Below are 19,026 nucleotides of genomic sequence, written 5' to 3'. Positions count from 1 at the left end.
TGCGCTCAGCCTCCTCGAAAAAAAGACTAATACATGTAATTCAATAATTCAACTTATCTAATACCAGAACTTCTTATACATAAGAGCTACAAATAGAATCAGAAATACATTTCGTAGTTAAATTTTCAATAATCGCTTCTGTTATTTCTTCTGTGTTCATTTGTTTTCCATCTTTTATTTTTAAGTCTGATGTGTGATAGCCCTGTTCCAGGCAATCCTTTACTGCTGCTTCAATTGCTGTTGCTTCTTCTTTCATTCCGAGAGAATATTCCAGCATTAATGCAGTTGACATTATCATTCCGATTGGATTTGCAATTCCTTTTCCAGCGATGTCAGGTGCTGAACCATGAACTGGTTCATAGATGCCTAATCCATCAGTACGGACGCTTGCTGATGGGAGCATCCCGAGTGATCCAGTCAGTACAGAAGCTTCATCACTCAAGATATCACCAAATAAGTTCTCTGTTACAATAACATCAAAGCTGCCTGGATTTGTAACAAGCTTCATTGCTGCTGCATCTACCAGCAAATGCTCTACTTTTACATCTGGATAGTCAGCTGCTTTCTCATTTACTATTTCTCTCCACATCCGGCTTGACTCTAAGACATTCGCCTTATCGACTGAAGTTAAATGCTTATTCCGGATTTGTGCAGATTCGAAGCCTTTTTCTACAATTCTTTCAATCTCTTGTCTTGAATAAGCTAACGTATCTACAACATCTTCTCCATTGTTTCTACGTTCCCTTGGTTCACCAAAATACAAACCGCCAGTCAATTCACGAACAATCATCATGTCTGAGTCTTTGACAATCTCTTCTTTTAAAGGAGAAGCATGCAAAAGGGATGGGAATGATTTAACCGGGCGCAAATTAGCAAATAACCCTAAGCCTTTACGAATTTTGAGCAGCCCTTTCTCCGGTCTGAATTCAGGCGGCTGATTATCCCATTTGGGTCCTCCGACTGATCCCAGGAGGACAGCATCCGCTTTTTCACATGCTTTTAGTGTATCATCAGGTAATGGTACACCATAACGGTCAAGAGCATCTCCGCCAATAGCACACTCCTGGAGAACAAAATCATGATGATATTCACTTTCAATTGCTGCGAGCACCTTTTTAGCTGACTCCATAATTTCTTTACCGATTCCATCTCCAGGTAACAGGACGATTTTCTTTTCCATTATTATTTCTCCTTCTTTTCACTCGTGAACGAGCTGTTTAATAGTTGTTTCTTTCTTTATTCAGATTAACTCCGGGCAGCTGTTCGCCATCTCTAAGAGTTGCATCAAAAAACTTAATTTTGAGCAGGTGCTTTTTCATCTTGTTTTGCATCATCACTAATTGGATTTTTAATGAAAGGCATTAAAGCACGTAACTCTCTTCCAACAACTTCGATTTGATGTTGGTTTTCACGGCGGTTAATTGCATTAAACTGCGGACGGCCAGTCTGGTTTTCAGAAATCCATTCTTTTGCGAATTTACCAGTTTGGATATCAGAAAGAATGTCTTTCATGCGCTCTTTCGTTCCTTCGTCAACAACGCGCGGGCCAGATACGAAGTCACCCCATTGTGCAGTATCCGAGATAGAATAACGCATGTTTTCTAATCCACCTTCATAAAGCAGATCAACAATCAGCTTTAATTCGTGTAAACATTCAAAGTATGCAACCTCTGGCTGATAGCCGGCCTCTGTTAGTGTTTCAAAGCCTGCTTTTACAAGTGCTGTAGCCCCGCCGCATAATACAGCCTGCTCTCCAAATAGATCTGTTTCTGTTTCTTCCTGGAAGGTAGTTTCTAATACACCGGCTCTGGCTGCGCCAATACCATAAGAGTATGCAAGTGCTATATCTTTTGCATTTCCAGTATAATCTTGTTCAATTCCGTATAATCCCGGTACACCTGCACCTTCTTCAAATGTACGTCGTACAAGATGTCCAGGTCCTTTTGGTGCTGCTAAGAAAACATCTACATTAGAAGGCGGTACGATCTGTGTAAAGTGAATATTAAATCCATGAGCAAATGCAAGTGCGTTTCCTTCTTGTAAATTATCTTTAATACTTTCCTGATATACCTGCGGCTGCATTTCATCTGGAAGCAATACCATTACTAAATCAGCCTGCGCTGTTGCTTCGGCTACAGAATATACGTTAAAGCCGTCTGCTTCTGCTTTTTGCTGTGATTTCCCCGGACGTAAACCTACTACAACTTCAAAGCCTGAATCTCTTAAGTTCATTGCGTGTGCGTGACCTTGGGAACCATATCCGATGATTGCGATTTTTTTGTCTCTTAGTACCTCTTTATTAATATCCTTGTTGTATAATACCTTTGCCATAATGTAATCTCCCTCTCATCTTTGTTTGTTTTTATTTTCACAAGATATGATGACTTCCATATTGCCCATTGGACATTTTTAGCAGAAGCTCCTGTCTATCTATTATCCGTGAGCTGAAACACTATTTAACTCACTATAGCCTTGTTCAGGCTGATAACCTCTTGGAAATGCTGTTAATCCAGTTTTCGTTAAGTCCTTAATTCCATATGGTCTGAGCAGTGAAATTAACGCATCGACCTTTTCCGGTTTCCCGGTAACTTGTATTGTCAGACTGTCCTTGCTGATATCAATAACATCTGCACGGAATGCAGAGATTAATGTCATAATTTCTGCTCTGGTCTGATTGGTTGCAACAACTTTTACTAAGGCAAGCTCTCTTGTCACAATTGCTTTATCTGTGACATCTAAAACCTTAATCACATCGATTTGCTTGTTCAGCTGTTTTGTTAATTGCTCCAGCTTCTGCTTATCGGAAACTTCAACGACAAATGTCATTTTGGAAATGCCTCTGACATCCGAAGCACCGACAGAAATACTTTCAATATTGAACTGGCGCCGGTTAAGCATACCAGTTATTCTATTTAACACCCCGCCACGATCTTGTACTGTGGCAATGATTATGCGTTTCATTTTGTCACCCCAATCATTTCGTGCATTCCTTTACCCGGTGCAATCATCGGATAGACACATGTATCTCTGTCAATACGACAGTCAATAACAACAGGGCCATCATATGAAAAAGCCTCTTCCAGAGCTTCCGGTACATCTTTTTCATCGGATACACGCATGCCTTTAATTCCGTAACTTTCTGCCAGTTTCACGAAATCAGGGTTTTCTGAAAATAAGGAGTGAGAGTAACGTTTCTCATAAAATGTTTCCTGCCACTGCCTTACCATTCCAAGTGCATCATTATTTAAAATAACCACTTTTACTGGCAGATTTTGAGATTTCAAGATAGCCAGCTCCTGCAATGTCATTTGAAATCCGCCATCGCCTACCAGAGATATAACCAAATGATCCGGTTTAGCGATTTGCGCGCCAATTGCAGCCGGGAAGCCGAATCCCATGGTGCCAAGTCCTCCAGATGTTACCCAATTGTCTGGATTTTTAAAAGGATAGAATTGAGCCGCCCACATTTGATGCTGTCCAACGTCTGTTGTGACAACTGCTTCTCCATTAGACTTCTCATGGATCTGCTCTATCAGCCATTGCGGGCTGATTGGATTATCGCCCCGATCATACCAAAGTGGATATTTCTTTTGATTACCCTTTAATTTATCCAGCCATTTCGTATAATCACCACGGTTCACTTCCTGCTGCAGCAGCACGTTCAATGCCTGTTTTGCATCTGCAACGATCGGAATAGCTGTCTTCACATTTTTCCCTATTTCAGCAGGATCAATATCGATATGAGCCACTTTTGCATTTGGAGCAAAGTGCTGCAGATTTCCGGTTAGCCGGTCGTCAAAGCGTGCTCCGATATTGATAAGCAAATCACTTTCATAGATTGCTGTATTCGCCGTGTATGTTCCATGCATTCCACCCATGCCAAGCGATAAATTATCACCGCCCGGATAGCTTCCCAGTCCCAGCAAGGTCGTAACAACCGGGATTTCCCAATTATTAACGAACTGCTTTAACTCTTCCGTTGCTCCAGATAACAGAATCCCCGCTCCTGCAAGCAATACCGGTCTTTCTGCTTTACTCAGTTCATCTGTTATTTTTGAGATTTGCATCGGGTTCGGATAAACCGTCGGCTGATAGCCAGGCAAATAAAAGTCATCCTCATAATCATTAATGGTTACTGTTTCAGAAATACTTTTAGGAATGTCTATCACAACAGGGCCCGGTCTGCCTGTCGTCGCAATGTGAAATGCCTCATTCACAATCCTCGGTAAATCTGCAATGTTATTAACCTGGTAATTGTATTTGGTAACTGGTGTGGTAATTCCTATCATGTCTGCTTCCTGAAAAGCATCTGTTCCAATAACCTGCTCTGCTACCTGTCCCGTGAATACAACAAGTGGAATCGAATCCATCATGGCATCTGTTATGCCAGTTATTAAGTTCGTTGCTCCCGGACCTGAAGTTGCTATTACAACGCCCGGTTTGCCTGATACTCTTGCATATCCTTCCGCTGCATGTATGGAGCCTTGCTCATGTCGCGAAAGTACATGCTTGAAGGATGTATCATTTCGATGCAGCGCGTCATAAATTGGTAAAACAGCACCCCCCGGGTACCCAAATACAACTTCAACACCTGCTTTTTCTAATGCCTGAACTAACAAATCAGATCCTGTGACCAAATTACTCTTCACTTCTACTTCTTGATTTGCATTAACTTTCACAACAATGCCCCTCCTTTTTTCTTAAAAAAACTGAACCTTTTGATTAAACTAACTATTTACTGCAATGCGGGTTTGGAATTTTTTATTTAAAATAATAAAAAAGACCCTTTTCACCCCATGTACATGTATTTCTATCATGTATGGGGCGAAAAGGATCTGCTTTTCACGGTACCACCCAGTTTCGCAAAGTTCTTTCAAACCTTGCCTCAATAGCTGCCAGAGCTATGTTTGATAACAGGTACATTGATTACCATGCACCTGGTCACATATAATTGGAATGTTCCTTTCCATGTGACACTCAGGGACGATGTCGGAATAAGTAGCTATTCTGGGCTTCCAGCAACCCCAGATCTCTGTAAAAGCTATTCGTCTTTTCCTTTTTTCCCGTCAACGTATTAATTATATTTGTGAAGTAACAACTTCTCATCATCTTAAAAATTGTTTTGTTAAGAAATATCTTATATTGCGAACAATCATATCTTGTTTCCGTATGATAGTCAATAGCATTTTGTAATTTTTTTAATAATTCTATTTAGTCTGATTTTATGTATGCGTTTTCATTACTGCTATGCATTACACTAGGATTTTTCTTTAAAATTATATTACAGTTTGGTTTTTTATTTAAAAATTATAGAAAGTCTTTTTTTATTCCTGTATGTGGTAATGCAAGAATAAAGTAAATTGATTTTTTTATCTTAATGTTAAACCAAATTTCCCTTGAAGAAATTTCTATCTAGATAAATAAAGCCTCCACCAGACAAGGAGTTCTTGTCTGGTGGAGGCTTTTCATTCTGTTCTATAAGAACCTAATTTTTTAATCCCTGTTCAAATAATCTGTTATCGCACCCAGGGAAGAACATCTTACATTATGTGCGTATTTGCCTAAGATACCTTTTTTATATAATTCTGGTGCTACCCATGCTTGGCGGCGCTTGTCCAGTTCTTCATCAGGAAGGTCCACAAAAATTTCTTTCGTGGAGGAGTCAATAGTGACACTGTCCCCTTCTTCAAGAAGTGCAATTGGCCCGCCTGATTGTGCTTCCGGTGAGATATGCCCTACTACTAAACCATGTGTACCGCCAGAAAAACGTCCATCCGTTAATAAAGCAACAGACTCTCCCATTCCTTTACCTACCAGAATACTGGAAATAGAAAGCATTTCCGGCATTCCCGGTGCACCTTTTGGTCCTACGTAGCGGATAACAAGCACATCACCGTCTTTGATTTGATTATTCATTACAGCTTTGGTTGCTTCTGCTTCTGTATTGTATACACGTGCAGGACCAGTATGTCTTGTTACTTTCACACCAGATACCTTTGCTACCGCACCTGTCGGAGAAAGATTCCCTTTTAGAACGATTAGCGGCCCATCTTCTCTTTTTGGTTCGTCTAATGGCATAATTACTTTTTGACCTTCTTTTAATGATGGAGCATCCTCTAAATTCTCTTTGATCGTTTTTCCTGTTACTGTCATGCAGTCTCCATGAAGATAGCCATTTTCATAGAGGAGCTTCATAACTGCCTGAACACCGCCAACATTGTGAAGATCCTGGAATACAAATTGTCCGCTCGGCTTCAAGTCCGCCAAATGTGGCACTTTTGCCTGAATCCGGTTGAAGTCGTTAATGGTCAAGTTTACTTCTGCTGCATGAGCAACTGCTAATAAGTGAAGAATAGCATTGGTAGAACCGCCAAGTGCCATCACAACTGTAATTGCATTTTCAAAGGCTTCTTTTGTCATAATATCTTTTGGATAAATACCTTTTTCCAGCAATGTTCTGATTGCTTCTCCGGCAGCTTCCACATCCTTCAGTTTTTCCTGAGATTCTGCCGGATTGGAAGAACTTCCCGGCAAGCTTAATCCCATTGCTTCTGCAGCAGATGCCATTGTATTCGCAGTGTACATTCCCCCGCACGCTCCTGCCCCCGGACAGGCATGACATTCAATGCGATTCAATTGTTTATCATCAATTTTTCCTGCATTATGCTGCCCGACGCCTTCAAATACAGAAACAATATCAAGATCCTTCCCATCAAGATTACCTGGTGCAATGGTTCCTCCATATACAAAAATAGCCGGAACCTCAGCGTTTGCAATAGCCATCATACACCCGGGAATATTCTTATCACACGCCCCAATCGCAACTAGAGCGTCTAAATTCTCCGCACCAACAACTGTTTCTATTGAGTCAGAGATAAGATCTCTGCTTGGTAAAGAATAGCGCATCCCCTGCGTCCCCATAGAAATACCGTCTGATACCGTAATGGTGTTAAAAATCATTGGTACTGCGTCAGCTTTGCGGACGCCTTTTTTAGCAATTAAAGCTAAATCGTTCAGATGTATATTACATGGCGTTACCTCGGCCCATGTACTGGCAACCCCGACCATCGGTTTTTTAAAATCTTCATCGGTAACACCGACAGCACGCAGCATTGCTCTGTTTGGAGCACGCATGGTACCATCAAAAGCTTTACTTTTTGTTCTTAAATCCTTCTCCATTTTTACACCTTCCTTTTCGCCTATTATAGATATAATATTTTTATAGTTCAATCTATTTAGTGCTTTCCTTTTTTCAATACCTGTAATAGAAAGCGTTTTATCTATTATAAAGACGCAATTCTTATTTGATAATATCCTTCATTATTCTATAAATCTTTTATCTTTTGTTCTCATATAATCCGTAAGTTTATATTGACAATACATTGGATGTTGCTATATTGGAAAGAAATACTTTTTCATATGAATCTGCATTTTTAAATACTTTTATGTTAAAATATCCGTATGTTATAAGCGAATTTGTATTTATCATCCGTTTTTAAACCCATAAAAGTATCTTAATCTTATAAAAAATAACTTATTGTTTGTTAATAAATGAATCAATCATTTTATTCTAAGGGCAATACTTATTTTTATAAAAGATTGGGTTCATGAAGAGTTACTATCTTACCAAATAATACTAAATTTATTTTAAAGGAGCTTACCATTCATGCTAAAAGATCAGCACATCCTAAGAATACCAGGACCAAGTCCGATCCCTCCAAGCGTTCAGCGGGCAATGAACCAGACAATGATAGGTCATCGCGGGAAAGAAACAAAAGAATTATTAGAACGTATCATTCCAAAATTAAAATCAGTATTTGGAACGAAGCAGGATGTTATTCCTGTTGCCGGGAGCGGTACAGCTGGTTTAGAAATGGCTGTCAGCAACGCAGCACATCCAGGAGACGATGTACTAGTTATCGTCAGTGGAGCATTTGGCGATCGTTTCGCAAAGATATGTGAAGCTTTTCAGTTAAAATTACATCGGATTGATGTGGAGTGGGGAGATGCGATTAATCCACTAGCTGTTCAGGATTATTTACAGGAGCATCCAGAAATCAAGGTAGTCTTTGCTACATATTGCGAAACCTCTACCGGTGTATTAAATCCGATCGAAGCTCTGGCTAAAGCTATACATGAATCCTCTGATGCACTTTTCGTTGTTGACGGTGTATCCTGTCTTGGCGGAGTGGAAGCCGGCATGGATGAATGGGGTGTTGATATCTATGTCACCGGATCACAAAAAGCGTTTATGCTGCCGGCCGGTTTGATGTTTATTGCAGCGAGTGAGAGGGCATGGAAAGTGATTGAGACAAATCCCCAGCCGAGATTTTATTTAGATATGCGTGTCTACCGGAAAAACTTAGAAAAAGTATCTACACCTTATACTCCGGCACTTTCTCTTTTATTTGGTCTGGAGCAGGTTCTGAATTTGATGGAAGAAGAAGGATTGGAAAATGTATACCGTCGCCATGCCATCATGCGTGACATGACAAGAGCTGCTTTTAAAGCTTTAGATATTCCTTTATTAACAGCGGATGAAGATGCTTCTCCGACTGTAACAGCTGTCCGTCCGGCTGATTTTGATGCAGAAGCACTGCGTTCCGTCGTAAAAGAACAATTCAACCTGACTTTAGCCGGCGGTCAGCAGCATATGAAGGGTTCTATTTTCCGAATCGGCCATATGGGATATTGCTCTCCCGCTGATGTATTGCAAACTATCAGTCTGCTCGAGATCGGCATTGTAAAAATTGGAAAAGAAATTCAGCTTGGTAAAGGTGTTCAGGCAGCCCAGGAAATCTATTTGCAACAGGAGGAAAAGTAAGCCATGACATATCGTGTATTGATCAGTGATCCGTTAAGTGAAGAAGGAATTAAACCATTAAGAGAAACAGAAAATATAGAAATCGTTAAAAATCCAGGCTGGGATGATGCAGAGCTTCTGGAGAATATCGATCAATTTGATGCTTTATTAGTTCGCAGCCAGACACAGGTAACTCGTCCTTTACTGGAAAAAGCAACACGCTTAAAAATTGTCGGGCGTGCAGGAGTCGGAGTAGATAATATTGACCTGGATGCCGCAACAGAAAATGGAATTATTGTAGTAAATGCTCCAAATGGAAATACTAATTCTGCTGCTGAGCATACTATTGCCATGATTATGTCCCTATCCAGAAATATCCCGCAGGCTTTTCATGCTTTGAAGCAAAAGCAATGGGACCGGAAACGTTTTGTCGGGATCGAATTAAAGCAGAAAACCTTAGGCATCGTCGGTCTGGGAAGAATTGGTGTTGAAGTAGCAAAACGCGCAAAAGGCCAGCGAATGAACGTTATCGCCTATGACCCATTCCTGACCGATGAAAAAGCGGAACAGATGGGAATTAAGCGCGGTACGCTGGAAGAAGTGCTTCAGGCAGGGGATTTCATAACTGTTCATACCCCACTGTTAAAAGAAACCAGACATCTGATTAATGCAGAAGCTTTTGAATTAATGAAGGATGGTGTACAGATTGTTAACTGTGCCCGCGGCGGAATTATTGATGAGGATGCTTTATATGATGCCATTGTTTCTGGAAAGGTTGCTGGTGCAGCACTGGATGTGTTCGAGCAGGAGCCTTTTACAGAGCATAAACTGCTTACGTTACCAGAGGTTGTTGCTACACCACATTTAGGTGCAAGCACAGTAGAAGCTCAGGAAATTGTCGCAGTTGATGTCAGCCATGATGTTATCCGCTTCCTGGAAGGAAAAGCCGTACGCCATCCCGTCAACCTTCCTTCTATTCCAAGTGAAGCAATGCATCAAATTGAACCTTATTTCTATTTAGCAGAAAAGCTCGGTACGTTTATTATCGATTTAGCGAATGAAGTTATCAGTGAAATCCGTATCAGCTATTCTGGAGACTTAAGTGAAATAGAATCAGGCCCTGTCACACGTAATGCAGTCAAAGGGATCTTAAAACGTTACCTGGGCAGCCGTGTAAATGATGTCAACGCATTATACCTGGCTGATCGTAAAGGGATTACTGTCAGCGAAAGTAAAAGATCAGCACGAAAAGGATTTACAAATCTGATTACTATAGAAGTGATCGGGGCTTCTGGAAGCAGAAAAGTTGCTGGTACACTTTTAAATGGTTTGGGACCGCGTCTTGTCCGTGTAGATGACTACCAGGTTGATGCTACACCGGAAGGTCATATGGTTGTCATTCAGCACATCGACCAGCCTGGTGTTATCGGGCGTATGGGAAGCGCCTTTGCAGAGCATCATATTAATATTGCTACCATGCAGGTGGACCGCTCCGATGTAGGCGGCAACGCAATTATGCTGCTGACGATCGACCGTCATTTAGAAGACGAAGCACTTGCTGAAATTGCACTGTTAGATGAGATTAAATCCGTCACTGCGATTGATTTATAAAAATGTTTTATTACAAAAAGAAGGGGCTGTTGCACAATCAGTTATCTGATCGTGCAACAGCCCCTTCTTTTCGATTTTCTTATACAACATGTATTACTCCTGCTGCACTTCTAATTGTATGTTTGCAGAATGCCCTTCAATTCTTTAAGTGATTTTATTTCATAGTCCGGTTTAACAGCACTATTATTTTCTGCGTCAAACCGGTTCAGCCAGACAGATGCAATCCCTGTCCGATTTGCTCCAATAATATCTGTATGCAGATTGTCCCCTACCATTACCGCATCTTCCGCTTTGATGTCTAATGCTTTTAACACATAGTTAAATATCTCCTGGTCCGGTTTTCCAGTACCAATATCTCCGGAAATAAATATTTTCTCAAAGTACGGTGATAACTCAGGGGAAATCTCTAACTTAAGGTTTTGGAGGCTTGGAGAGCCATTTGTAACCAACGCAAGGCGATAATCCTTTCCAAGCTCTGCCAGAACAGAAAGCGTATCCTCAAATAAACAAGGGCTCTCTATCCGATAATCCCTGAAAGCTTCAGCAAGTTTTCCAGCAAGTTCAGGATTATTCACGCCAGTCTCTTCCAACCCTTTCTGCCAGGCTGTTTTCTGATATACCGGAGCAATTTCCTTGAGCCTCTGAAATTCCTCTCCCGGATCATCAAAGGTTGCCCACAGTCCTTCAAATGGATTAATTCCAATCTTTTGTGTATATGTATAGGTTGGATAAGAGGCATAAAGCTCTCTGGCCCGATGGCGGACATTTTTTTCTAATTCCTCCGGTGAAACGCCTGCTTCCTTTTCCGCAAGCTGACAGGTCAAATCGAAAGCATCCTGTACACTTTTTTTATCCCAGAGCAGTGTATCATCTAAATCAAATAATACCATTTTTTTCATTATTTATATCTCCTCTTTGTTATTCGATTAGTATATGTAATCATAATTTAATAAATTAATTTAAAATTTAGTCTTGCTAAAATCTTTCATATGTCTTATGATATATAGAAATTTAATCAATGGCAAGGAGACTTTTGATATGGAAGAACAAACTATTCGCGTACAACGATGTGAAACAAAAAAAGAAAAGCCACAGGATGATCAATTAGTTTTTGGAAAAATTTTCACGGACCATATGTTTGTGATGGATTATTCAGAACCGCTAGGGTGGCATAATGCGAGCATTGTACCATATCAACCACTACAAATTGAACCTTCTGCAATGGTATTCCACTATGCACAATCTGTTTTTGAAGGTTTAAAAGCCTATCGTACGGGTAACGGAAGCATTGAGTTATTTCGTCCAGAGAAAAACATGGAACGTTTAAACAGATCGAATGATCGTTTATGTATCCCTCCGATTGACGAAGAGTTTGCTTTAAAAGCAATTAAACAACTGGTTGCAATTGATCGTGATTGGGTCCCTCATACAGAAGGTACATCGCTATATATTCGTCCGTTTATTATTTCTACAGAAACCTACATTGGCGTATCAGCAGCTGCACATTATAAATTTATTGTTATCCTTTCTCCAGTAGGCGCTTACTATAAAGAAGGCCTTAACCCGGTTAAGATTGCTGTAGAGAATGATTATGTCCGAACTGTAAAAGGCGGTACCGGCGAAGCAAAAACCGGCGGTAATTATGCAGCCAGCTTGAAGGCACAGGAAATGGTTGCAAAAACCGGATATACGCAGGTTCTTTGGTTAGACGGTGTTGAAAAGAAATATATTGAAGAAGTTGGAAGCATGAATGTTTTCTTTAAAATCAATGGCGAAGTAATTACACCAAAACTAAATGGCAGCATTCTTTCGGGAATTACACGTTCCAGCGTAATAGAATTATTAAATCACTGGGAAGTGCCGGTGGTTGAGCGAAGAATTTCTATTGAAGAATTATACGAAGCTTATCAAAATGGTCAGCTGGAAGAAGCATTTGGTTCTGGCACCGCTGCGGTTATCTCTCCAATCGGCGAATTAAAATGGGGCGATAAGCAGATGATTATCAATGATGGAAAAACAGGTAAGATTTCGAAAAAGGTTTATGATACGATTACAGGCATTCAATATGGTCATTTAGAAGATTCATTTAACTGGATGCAAAATATTGAAACAGAAAGCACTGTAAAGCATTAATAAAAAAACCAAGCGGGACTGCTTGGTTTTTTAGTTTATATAAATTCAGTATTGATTTCATAATAAAATCAAAAACTAATAATTCGGGTTCTATATCGATTTTTTGACTATTCGCTTATAGTAATTTATTACCGGCAGACTGCCATAATTGATACCATTCTTCCCTCGTCAAAGTAATATCAGCTGCTTTCACCATTTCAGTCAGCCGTTTTGGTGTCATTGTACCGATAATAGTCTGTATATTAGCCGGATGGCGTAAAATCCATGCTATTGCGATTGTTTCACGTGCCACACCGTATTTTTCTCCAAGCTTATCCAGTTCCTTATTTAATTCCGGATAGGCATCTCGATCCATGATAAAACCGCCGAAAAATCCATACCGAAGCGGTGACCAGGCCTGAATAGTCATGTTATTTATCTGACTGTAATCAATAACCCCGCCGTCAAAATCCATTGCCTGATCAAATGATGTATTCGCATACAATCCTTGATTAATCATACCGGAATTAGTGATACTTAATTGCAATTGATTGGCTACCAATTCCTGATCAACATATCTTTTCAGCAATTCAATCTGACGCGGCCGGGAATTACTCACACCGAAATGCCGGACTTTACCGCTCTTTTCCAGCTCTGAAAACGCCTCTGCCACCTCTTCCGGCTCCATAAGGGCATCTGGGCGGTGAATAAGAAATACATCTAAGTAGTCCGTTTTCAAGCGTTTTAGACTGTTTTCTACAGATGAAATTAAATATTCTTTGGAAGAGTCATAAAATCCACTACGTATTCCCGCTTTTGACTGAATAATCAATTTTTCACGGATAGAAGGATTCATCTCAATTGCTTCTGCAAATACGGATTCAGATTTCCCCTTCCCATAAATATCAGCGTGATCAAAAAAGTCGATTCCATGCTCTAATGCGTTATGAATCACTTTATTCGCTTCCTCTTTCGTACTCTGGTGCATGACCATACAGCCCAAAGAAATGACTGGAACAGATAATTCACTATTTCCTAATTGTATACGCTTCATAATATCTACCTCCCTCCTACATTTTATCACAAGCTTCGACAATACCGATAATAATCAGGACTTGTTTTTATTTCAAATTAACTCAACTTTCGGACCTGAGGATAAGAATCTATCCCCCCTATTCCAGGATGAACAAGTTCTTTATTATCCTGCTTGTATTTTGTTAAATTATCCTTCTATGGAAATCGAGATTGTGTATAGCGCCGCTCCGACCAACCACTACACTTTCCATGGGGACGGCTTCAGCTAACTTGAAAAGAAAACCGCTTTTCAAGTGGATCTTTAGCTCGCCCTGTTCCCATAGGAGTCTACGTGGTTGGTCTGCGCTCAGTTAGGTTTCTACAGCGAATGAAAGAAATCGTATCCTGATGGAATTGGATGAAATAATCGCTTTTTGCTTGATGAATAGATCATTTTAGCTTTTTTAATGGTTGATTTGGCAATTTAAATTAAGATACAGTGATAGTAAATATCGGGAATGACTTTCATGAACAGAAAACAATCGTGAATGAATATTTTACCATGAACCAGAAAAAACGTTTTATCTGATCTAACTTCTATTTAGTCAGCCGTTTCAACCTGCATAGAACATTTTACTAGCGGAGGCGGACCGTTTTGACTCCTGAGGGATCAGCACCATCTGAAGATCCACTTTTGCCAAGCGATCTTCTTGGCAAAAGTTAGCTGAAGAGCGTGCCCCTAGGAAAGCAAAACGGTCCGCCGCAGCGGTAGCCTTACACGTTACCTTCTTTCTGGATAGCGTTTATGCTTTGATAGATAGAAGGAACAATCAGCTCCAATCTCTATGATAAGAAAGTTATTTTTTAAGGTGCAAAATTTTAATAATTCACTTTTAAAAACAAGAAAATCCTGTAGAGAAAAACTGGTTCTCTCTACAGGATTTTCTATTATCAAAATAAATCGGGGCAAATTTTTAAAGCTGTGAGTTGATTATTTTTTTTGATTCGCAATGCTGCCCTCAGCCATTTGAATCATTCGTTTAACCATTTCACCACCGACTGCACCGTTTTCACGGGCAGTAGTATCAGCTCCTAAATTCACATGCATTTCACCAGCGATTTCCTCTTTCATCTGATTTACTGCACGTTCTGCTTGCGGTACTAACAACGCGTTTCTTCGTTTGTCAGCCACCTCAGACCCTCCCCTTTTATTCGAAAGCAAGTGGAATACTTGCTTGCTATTATCTTTTGCAAAACACGATAAACTATACCCAAAAATTTAACCTCTTTGCCAGCTGTTCATTATTTTTAGTATGTAATGATGAATCGCTCTGGTCAAGCGAATATGTGTAGTATTTTAGACAAAGAAAAAGTTTCTGCATATGCGGCTTAAATGGTACATAAGTATATCAAGTGATTCAAAAAGCTAAAAAAGGAATTTTTTAAGGAGGAACACTTGATGTTAAAAGCAGATTACAGCGTCAACATTGACCTGCCCCAATCAGAGGTGTGGAGTTATTTAGAAGATTGGTCTCATTGGGCAAAGCAGGTACCTGGTTATCAAACACATAAGAAAGTATCCGCAGCCGATTCCGTTTGGGAGCTGCATGGGAAAGTAGGCACGATTACTAAAGACCTCAAGCTATATGTCAGAATCCTAGAGACGGTGTCTCCCTCTATCGTTCAATTCCGTATTCGTGATTCTGAAAACCGGTGTTTAGGAAATGGCTGCTTCAAGCTTTCCGGGCTCTCTTCCCGTTCCTCCGAACTGACCTGTTTATTGGAACTTGAATTAAAAGGATTGACTGGAAAAATCAGTGCACCATTAATCGGCTCTCTTCTTCCAACGGTGCTGGAAAAATTTGTTCAGCGGATTATAAAGCCTTTAAAAGAGAAAGATTCTGTTGCTTTATCACTTTAAAATCATGCAGTTTACTCTTTCTCCCAACAATGATACATTAATATAGGTTTAATTATCATTGTCGGGAAAGGAAATATGCACATGGATCAAGCAAAACAATCTAATGTATTTAAAGAATATGCCTATATTATTATTGGAGCAACCATTGTCGGATTAGCATATAATATCTTCTTCCTGCCGGCGCGATTAGCTGCCGGCGGCCTATCAGGAATCAGTACTATTCTTTATGAGGTGTATGCGATTAATCCTGCACTCAGTCAATTCGTGATTAATATCCCTGTTTTTATTATCGGATGGATTGCATTGGGGAAGGACTTCAGTATCAAAACACTCGTAGGAACATTTTGGGTTCCTCTTGCTATTTTTTTGTCTGCTGATATTCCAATTACGGTTACCAACCCATTCTTAAGTGCCCTTTATGGCGGACTTATTCTGGGGGCCGGCCTCGGTATCGTCTACAAAGGAAATGGATCCACCGGCGGCACAGCAGCTATTGCTCAAATTGTGAAGAAATTCACTGGGATTTCCAGCGGTTATTCACAATTTATCGTAGATGGACTCGTTGTTATTACTTCCATTTTCGTTTTCAGCTTTGAGCTTACATTATTTGCGTTAATGGCAATTTATATCAGCGGTAAAGCAATAGACATTGTCCAATTACGAACCTCTGCAACAAAACTGGTAATGATCATTACCGATGAGGAAGAAAAGGTACAGCAGCTTATCCAGAATGGCATCGATCGGGGTCTCACCAAAATACGGTCTGTGGGGGGTTACACAAAATTGGATAAAACGATGATCCTATGTGTGGCGGAACAGACAGAAGCAGTTAAATTGAAAAAATTACTTCAGGAAGAAACTCCGGAAGCATTCACTATTTTTATCAGTGCGTCCGAAATTCTCGGGAGAGGCTTCTCACTTGATAAATATTATGGGCAAAAATTTTAACTTACAAATATAAAAAAACTGGAATATCGGGAAAACACCCTGATATTCCAGTTTTTTTGTTTACATACAGAGGCTAGGGAAGCATATTCATAAAGTTTTGATAAGCAAATCCTCTAACCTGCTCCTCTGAATAATGTTTTTGTAATTCATTCAGCAAATAATCGTAGCCGGAGGAATTGGTAATATTATCAATATAACAGCTTATCCCGTCAAAATCAGAGCCGAAGCCGATATTTTTTTCTCCGCCAAGAGCACAAACGTGATCAATATGTTCACAAAGATCAGCTACTGTTGCCGTTCTTGCATTTTTTTTCAAAAAGACAGGATAGAGCGCAAAATGGATTGGCGCATTTTTGGCAATCAATGCTTTCAGCTGATCATCATACAGGTTTCTGGGATGATCACAAATTGCCCGGGTATTGGAATGCGATGCAATGGGATAATCAGCAAGCTCCATCACATCCCAAAATGCTTTAACGGAAAGATGGGATACATCTGTTAAAACTTTATTTTCATTATTTAACCGGACAACTTCTTTTCCCAGCGTTGTTAGTCCTGCCCCTCTCGGTTCCTCTGCACCATCTGCGCATAGATTCGCAGGATTCCACGTCAGGCCAAAGGATTTCACACCCATTTGATAAAGTTTTTGGAGCTTTTCTATATCGTTACCGATAGCTTCAGCTCCTTCTAAAGTTAATACCGCACCAATTTCACCTGGAGCAAGTGTGCGAATATCCTTCCAGTCACGAATAAACTTTACATTCTCGTTCTTTTCAACAATTTCTTCATGAAAAAGAGTTGCCTGCTCTAATCCATGTTCCCATTGATCTGTTGTAGTAACTGTTTCCGGATTCACAAAAATCGCAAAAAATTGGACGCTGACATTTCCTGCTTCTAAGCGCTTCAAATTGGTCTCTATCTCTGGTGCATTCCGAAAATCAAGTTTTCTTTGCTCCAGCCGTGCTGTCTGAAGCTTTAATAGTGCATCACAATGTGTATCAATTACCTTCATTTCCTATTACCCCGTTTCCGATGAATTAATTACTGTACTCTTGCTGTCTAAGCTCTATACGGCGAATTTTGCCCGATGTTGTTTTTGGCAATTCAGAAACAAACTCGATTTTCCGCGGATATTTATAAGGCGCGATCTCATGCTTCACATAACTTTGCAGAGTCTCAATAACTTCATCATTGCCGATAATATTATCCTGTAAAACAACAAAGGCTTTCACTACATTTCCTCTTATCGGATCCGGGCTTGCAACAACAGCACATTCTTTTACATCAGGATGCTTTACCAAAGTGTCCTCTACCTCAAATGGTCCGATTGTATAGCCCGAGCTGATAATAATATCGTCACTTCTGCCTTCAAACCAGAAATAGCCGTCTTCATCCATGCTGGCCTGGTCCCCGGTCACATAATAATCTCCGCGATGTGACCTTTTTGTTCTTTCTTCATCTTTATAATAGCCTTTAAACAAGGAAGGCGTATCAAGCGGAATAGCAATATCACCTACCACCCCAGGCTCTGTCAGCTGACCATCTTCGTCAATAACAACCACATCATGCCCCGGAGTCGGTTTCCCCATTGCTCCCGGTCGTACTTCCGTTCCCTTTAAGAATCCCAGCAATAAGGTGTTTTCAGTCTGACCATACCCGTCTCTGACGGTCACATCAAAATGCTGTCTGAATTTATCAATGACTTCACGGTTTAAAGGCTCACCGGCAGAAACAGCACTATGCAATGCATCTAAGTTGTAATCATCCAGGTTGGAAAGCTTGGCCATTAAACGATACTCCGTCGGTGTACAGCACAGCACATTAATCTGATGCTTTTCCAAAAGCTCTAAATATTTAGCCGCATCAAATCTGCCATCATAAACAAATGCAGTTGCTCCGGTTCCCATAATGGATAAAAACGGACTCCATACCCATTTCTGCCATCCTGGTGCAGCAGTTGCCCAAACCGTATCTCCATCCTGAATACTGAGCCAGTTGCGCGGTGCACTGGACATATGCGCAAATCCCCAGCCATGAGAATGAATAACAGCCTTTGGATTGCCTGTCGTTCCAGATGTATAAGATAAAAACGCAACATCATCTCTAGAAGTTTTTACTGTTTCTAATTGATCGGAGGCCTGGTTCTTCTCCTTATCAATGGATACCCATCCTTCTATCTCTTCGCCAATGCTGAATTTAATTAACTGTTCATATTCAGCAACCTTTTTAAACTCCTCCACACAAGCCTCTGTCGCAACAACAGCATTGATTTCGCCATGTGAAATACGGAATTGCAAATCCTTCGTCCGCAGCATTTCTGAGCTTGGAATGATAATGATTCCTGATTTTAAAGCTGCAATATATAATTCATAAGCTTCGATACAGCGCGGCAGCATGATCATTATTTTATCCCCGCGTTTTAATCCATGTTTTAACAGGATATTTCCAGCCTTATTTGCATTTTTGATTAAATTGGTATAGGTAATTTCTTTCGTGTTCCCGTTTTGCTCTTCTAAAATAATCGCTTTTCTTCCTTCATCTGCTGCATATTTTTCAAACTCGGAAGTAATGTTATACCATTCTGGTGCAATTAGATCTGATTTCTTCATCGTATTCC

15 protein-coding genes are annotated in these 19,026 nt (G+C 40.2%); 5 read left to right on the top strand and 10 right to left on the bottom strand.

The window, feature by feature from the left end:
- Positions 1–73: 73 nt before the first annotated feature.
- From leuB to ilvD, 5 genes are all read right to left on the bottom strand, one after another.
- Positions 74–1,180 (bottom strand): 3-isopropylmalate dehydrogenase, encoded by a 1,107-nt coding sequence (gene leuB, locus BN1068_RS05680; RefSeq protein ID WP_077601859.1) that lies wholly within the window; start codon positions 1,178–1,180, stop codon positions 74–76.
- 113 nt (positions 1,181–1,293) lie between these two features.
- Positions 1,294–2,331 (bottom strand): ketol-acid reductoisomerase, encoded by a 1,038-nt coding sequence (ilvC, locus tag BN1068_RS05675; protein WP_077601858.1) that lies wholly within the window; start codon positions 2,329–2,331, stop codon positions 1,294–1,296.
- 102 nt (positions 2,332–2,433) lie between these two features.
- Positions 2,434–2,961: an acetolactate synthase small subunit gene (ilvN, locus tag BN1068_RS05670; protein ID WP_077601857.1), complete on the bottom strand. Its 528-nt coding sequence runs from the start codon at positions 2,959–2,961 to the stop codon at positions 2,434–2,436.
- Positions 2,958–4,679: a biosynthetic-type acetolactate synthase large subunit gene (ilvB, locus tag BN1068_RS05665; RefSeq protein WP_077601856.1), complete on the bottom strand. Its 1,722-nt coding sequence runs from the start codon at positions 4,677–4,679 to the stop codon at positions 2,958–2,960. The genes ilvN and ilvB overlap by 4 nt, the downstream gene beginning before the upstream one ends.
- 814 nt (positions 4,680–5,493) lie before the next feature.
- Positions 5,494–7,179 carry a dihydroxy-acid dehydratase gene (gene ilvD / locus BN1068_RS05660; RefSeq protein ID WP_077601855.1) on the bottom strand — a complete coding sequence of 562 codons (1,686 nt, stop codon included), beginning with the start codon at positions 7,177–7,179 and terminating at the stop codon, positions 5,494–5,496.
- Between the two features lie 487 nt (positions 7,180–7,666).
- Here ilvD and BN1068_RS05655 point away from each other — a divergent pair, with 487 nt between their 5' ends.
- Positions 7,667–8,824: a pyridoxal-phosphate-dependent aminotransferase family protein gene (locus BN1068_RS05655; protein ID WP_077601854.1), complete on the top strand. Its 1,158-nt coding sequence runs from the start codon at positions 7,667–7,669 to the stop codon at positions 8,822–8,824.
- 3 nt (positions 8,825–8,827) lie between these two features.
- Positions 8,828–10,414: a phosphoglycerate dehydrogenase gene (serA, locus tag BN1068_RS05650; protein WP_077601853.1), complete on the top strand. Its 1,587-nt coding sequence runs from the start codon at positions 8,828–8,830 to the stop codon at positions 10,412–10,414.
- Positions 10,415–10,524: 110 nt separating this feature from the next.
- On the opposite strand, the gene BN1068_RS05645 is transcribed toward serA, so the two are convergent.
- Positions 10,525–11,313, bottom strand: a complete 789-nt coding sequence (locus BN1068_RS05645) for an HAD family hydrolase (RefSeq protein WP_077601852.1) — start codon at positions 11,311–11,313, stop codon at positions 10,525–10,527.
- 139 nt (positions 11,314–11,452) lie between these two features.
- Here BN1068_RS05645 and BN1068_RS05640 point away from each other — a divergent pair, with 139 nt between their 5' ends.
- Positions 11,453–12,547, top strand: coding sequence for a branched-chain amino acid aminotransferase (locus tag BN1068_RS05640; RefSeq protein ID WP_077601851.1), 1,095 nt, complete (start codon positions 11,453–11,455; stop codon positions 12,545–12,547).
- Positions 12,548–12,662: 115 nt separating this feature from the next.
- Here BN1068_RS05640 and BN1068_RS05635 read toward each other — a convergent pair whose 3' ends face one another.
- On the bottom strand, positions 12,663–13,580 hold the full coding sequence (locus tag BN1068_RS05635; protein WP_077601850.1) for an aldo/keto reductase: 918 nt from the start codon (positions 13,578–13,580) through the stop codon (positions 12,663–12,665).
- A 951-nt stretch (positions 13,581–14,531) separates the two neighbouring features.
- Positions 14,532–14,732 (bottom strand): alpha/beta-type small acid-soluble spore protein, encoded by a 201-nt coding sequence (locus tag BN1068_RS05630; RefSeq protein WP_077601849.1) that lies wholly within the window; start codon positions 14,730–14,732, stop codon positions 14,532–14,534.
- A 267-nt stretch (positions 14,733–14,999) separates the two neighbouring features.
- Between BN1068_RS05630 and BN1068_RS05625 the strand changes: the two genes are divergently transcribed.
- Positions 15,000–15,461 (top strand): SRPBCC family protein, encoded by a 462-nt coding sequence (locus tag BN1068_RS05625; protein ID WP_077601848.1) that lies wholly within the window; start codon positions 15,000–15,002, stop codon positions 15,459–15,461.
- An 81-nt stretch (positions 15,462–15,542) separates the two neighbouring features.
- Positions 15,543–16,409 carry a YitT family protein gene (locus BN1068_RS05620; RefSeq protein ID WP_077601847.1) on the top strand — a complete coding sequence of 289 codons (867 nt, stop codon included), beginning with the start codon at positions 15,543–15,545 and terminating at the stop codon, positions 16,407–16,409.
- Between the two features lie 73 nt (positions 16,410–16,482).
- Here BN1068_RS05620 and BN1068_RS05615 read toward each other — a convergent pair whose 3' ends face one another.
- Both BN1068_RS05615 and mbcS read right to left on the bottom strand, forming a co-directional pair.
- Positions 16,483–17,421 (bottom strand): dipeptidase, encoded by a 939-nt coding sequence (locus tag BN1068_RS05615; RefSeq protein WP_077601846.1) that lies wholly within the window; start codon positions 17,419–17,421, stop codon positions 16,483–16,485.
- 25 nt (positions 17,422–17,446) lie between these two features.
- The gene (mbcS, locus tag BN1068_RS05610) at positions 17,447–19,018 is read right to left on the bottom strand and encodes an acyl-CoA synthetase MbcS (protein ID WP_077601845.1); all 1,572 of its coding nucleotides are present in this window, start codon (positions 19,016–19,018) and stop codon (positions 17,447–17,449) included.
- Positions 19,019–19,026 lie beyond the last annotated feature (8 nt).

Origin of the sequence: Oceanobacillus sojae (assembly GCF_900162665.1) — a bacterium.
GTDB classification, from domain to species: Bacteria; Bacillota; Bacilli; order Bacillales; family Amphibacillaceae; genus Oceanobacillus; species Oceanobacillus sojae_A.
Note: the sequence above shows the minus strand (reverse complement) of the source record. Positions and strands in the feature narration are given on the sequence as shown.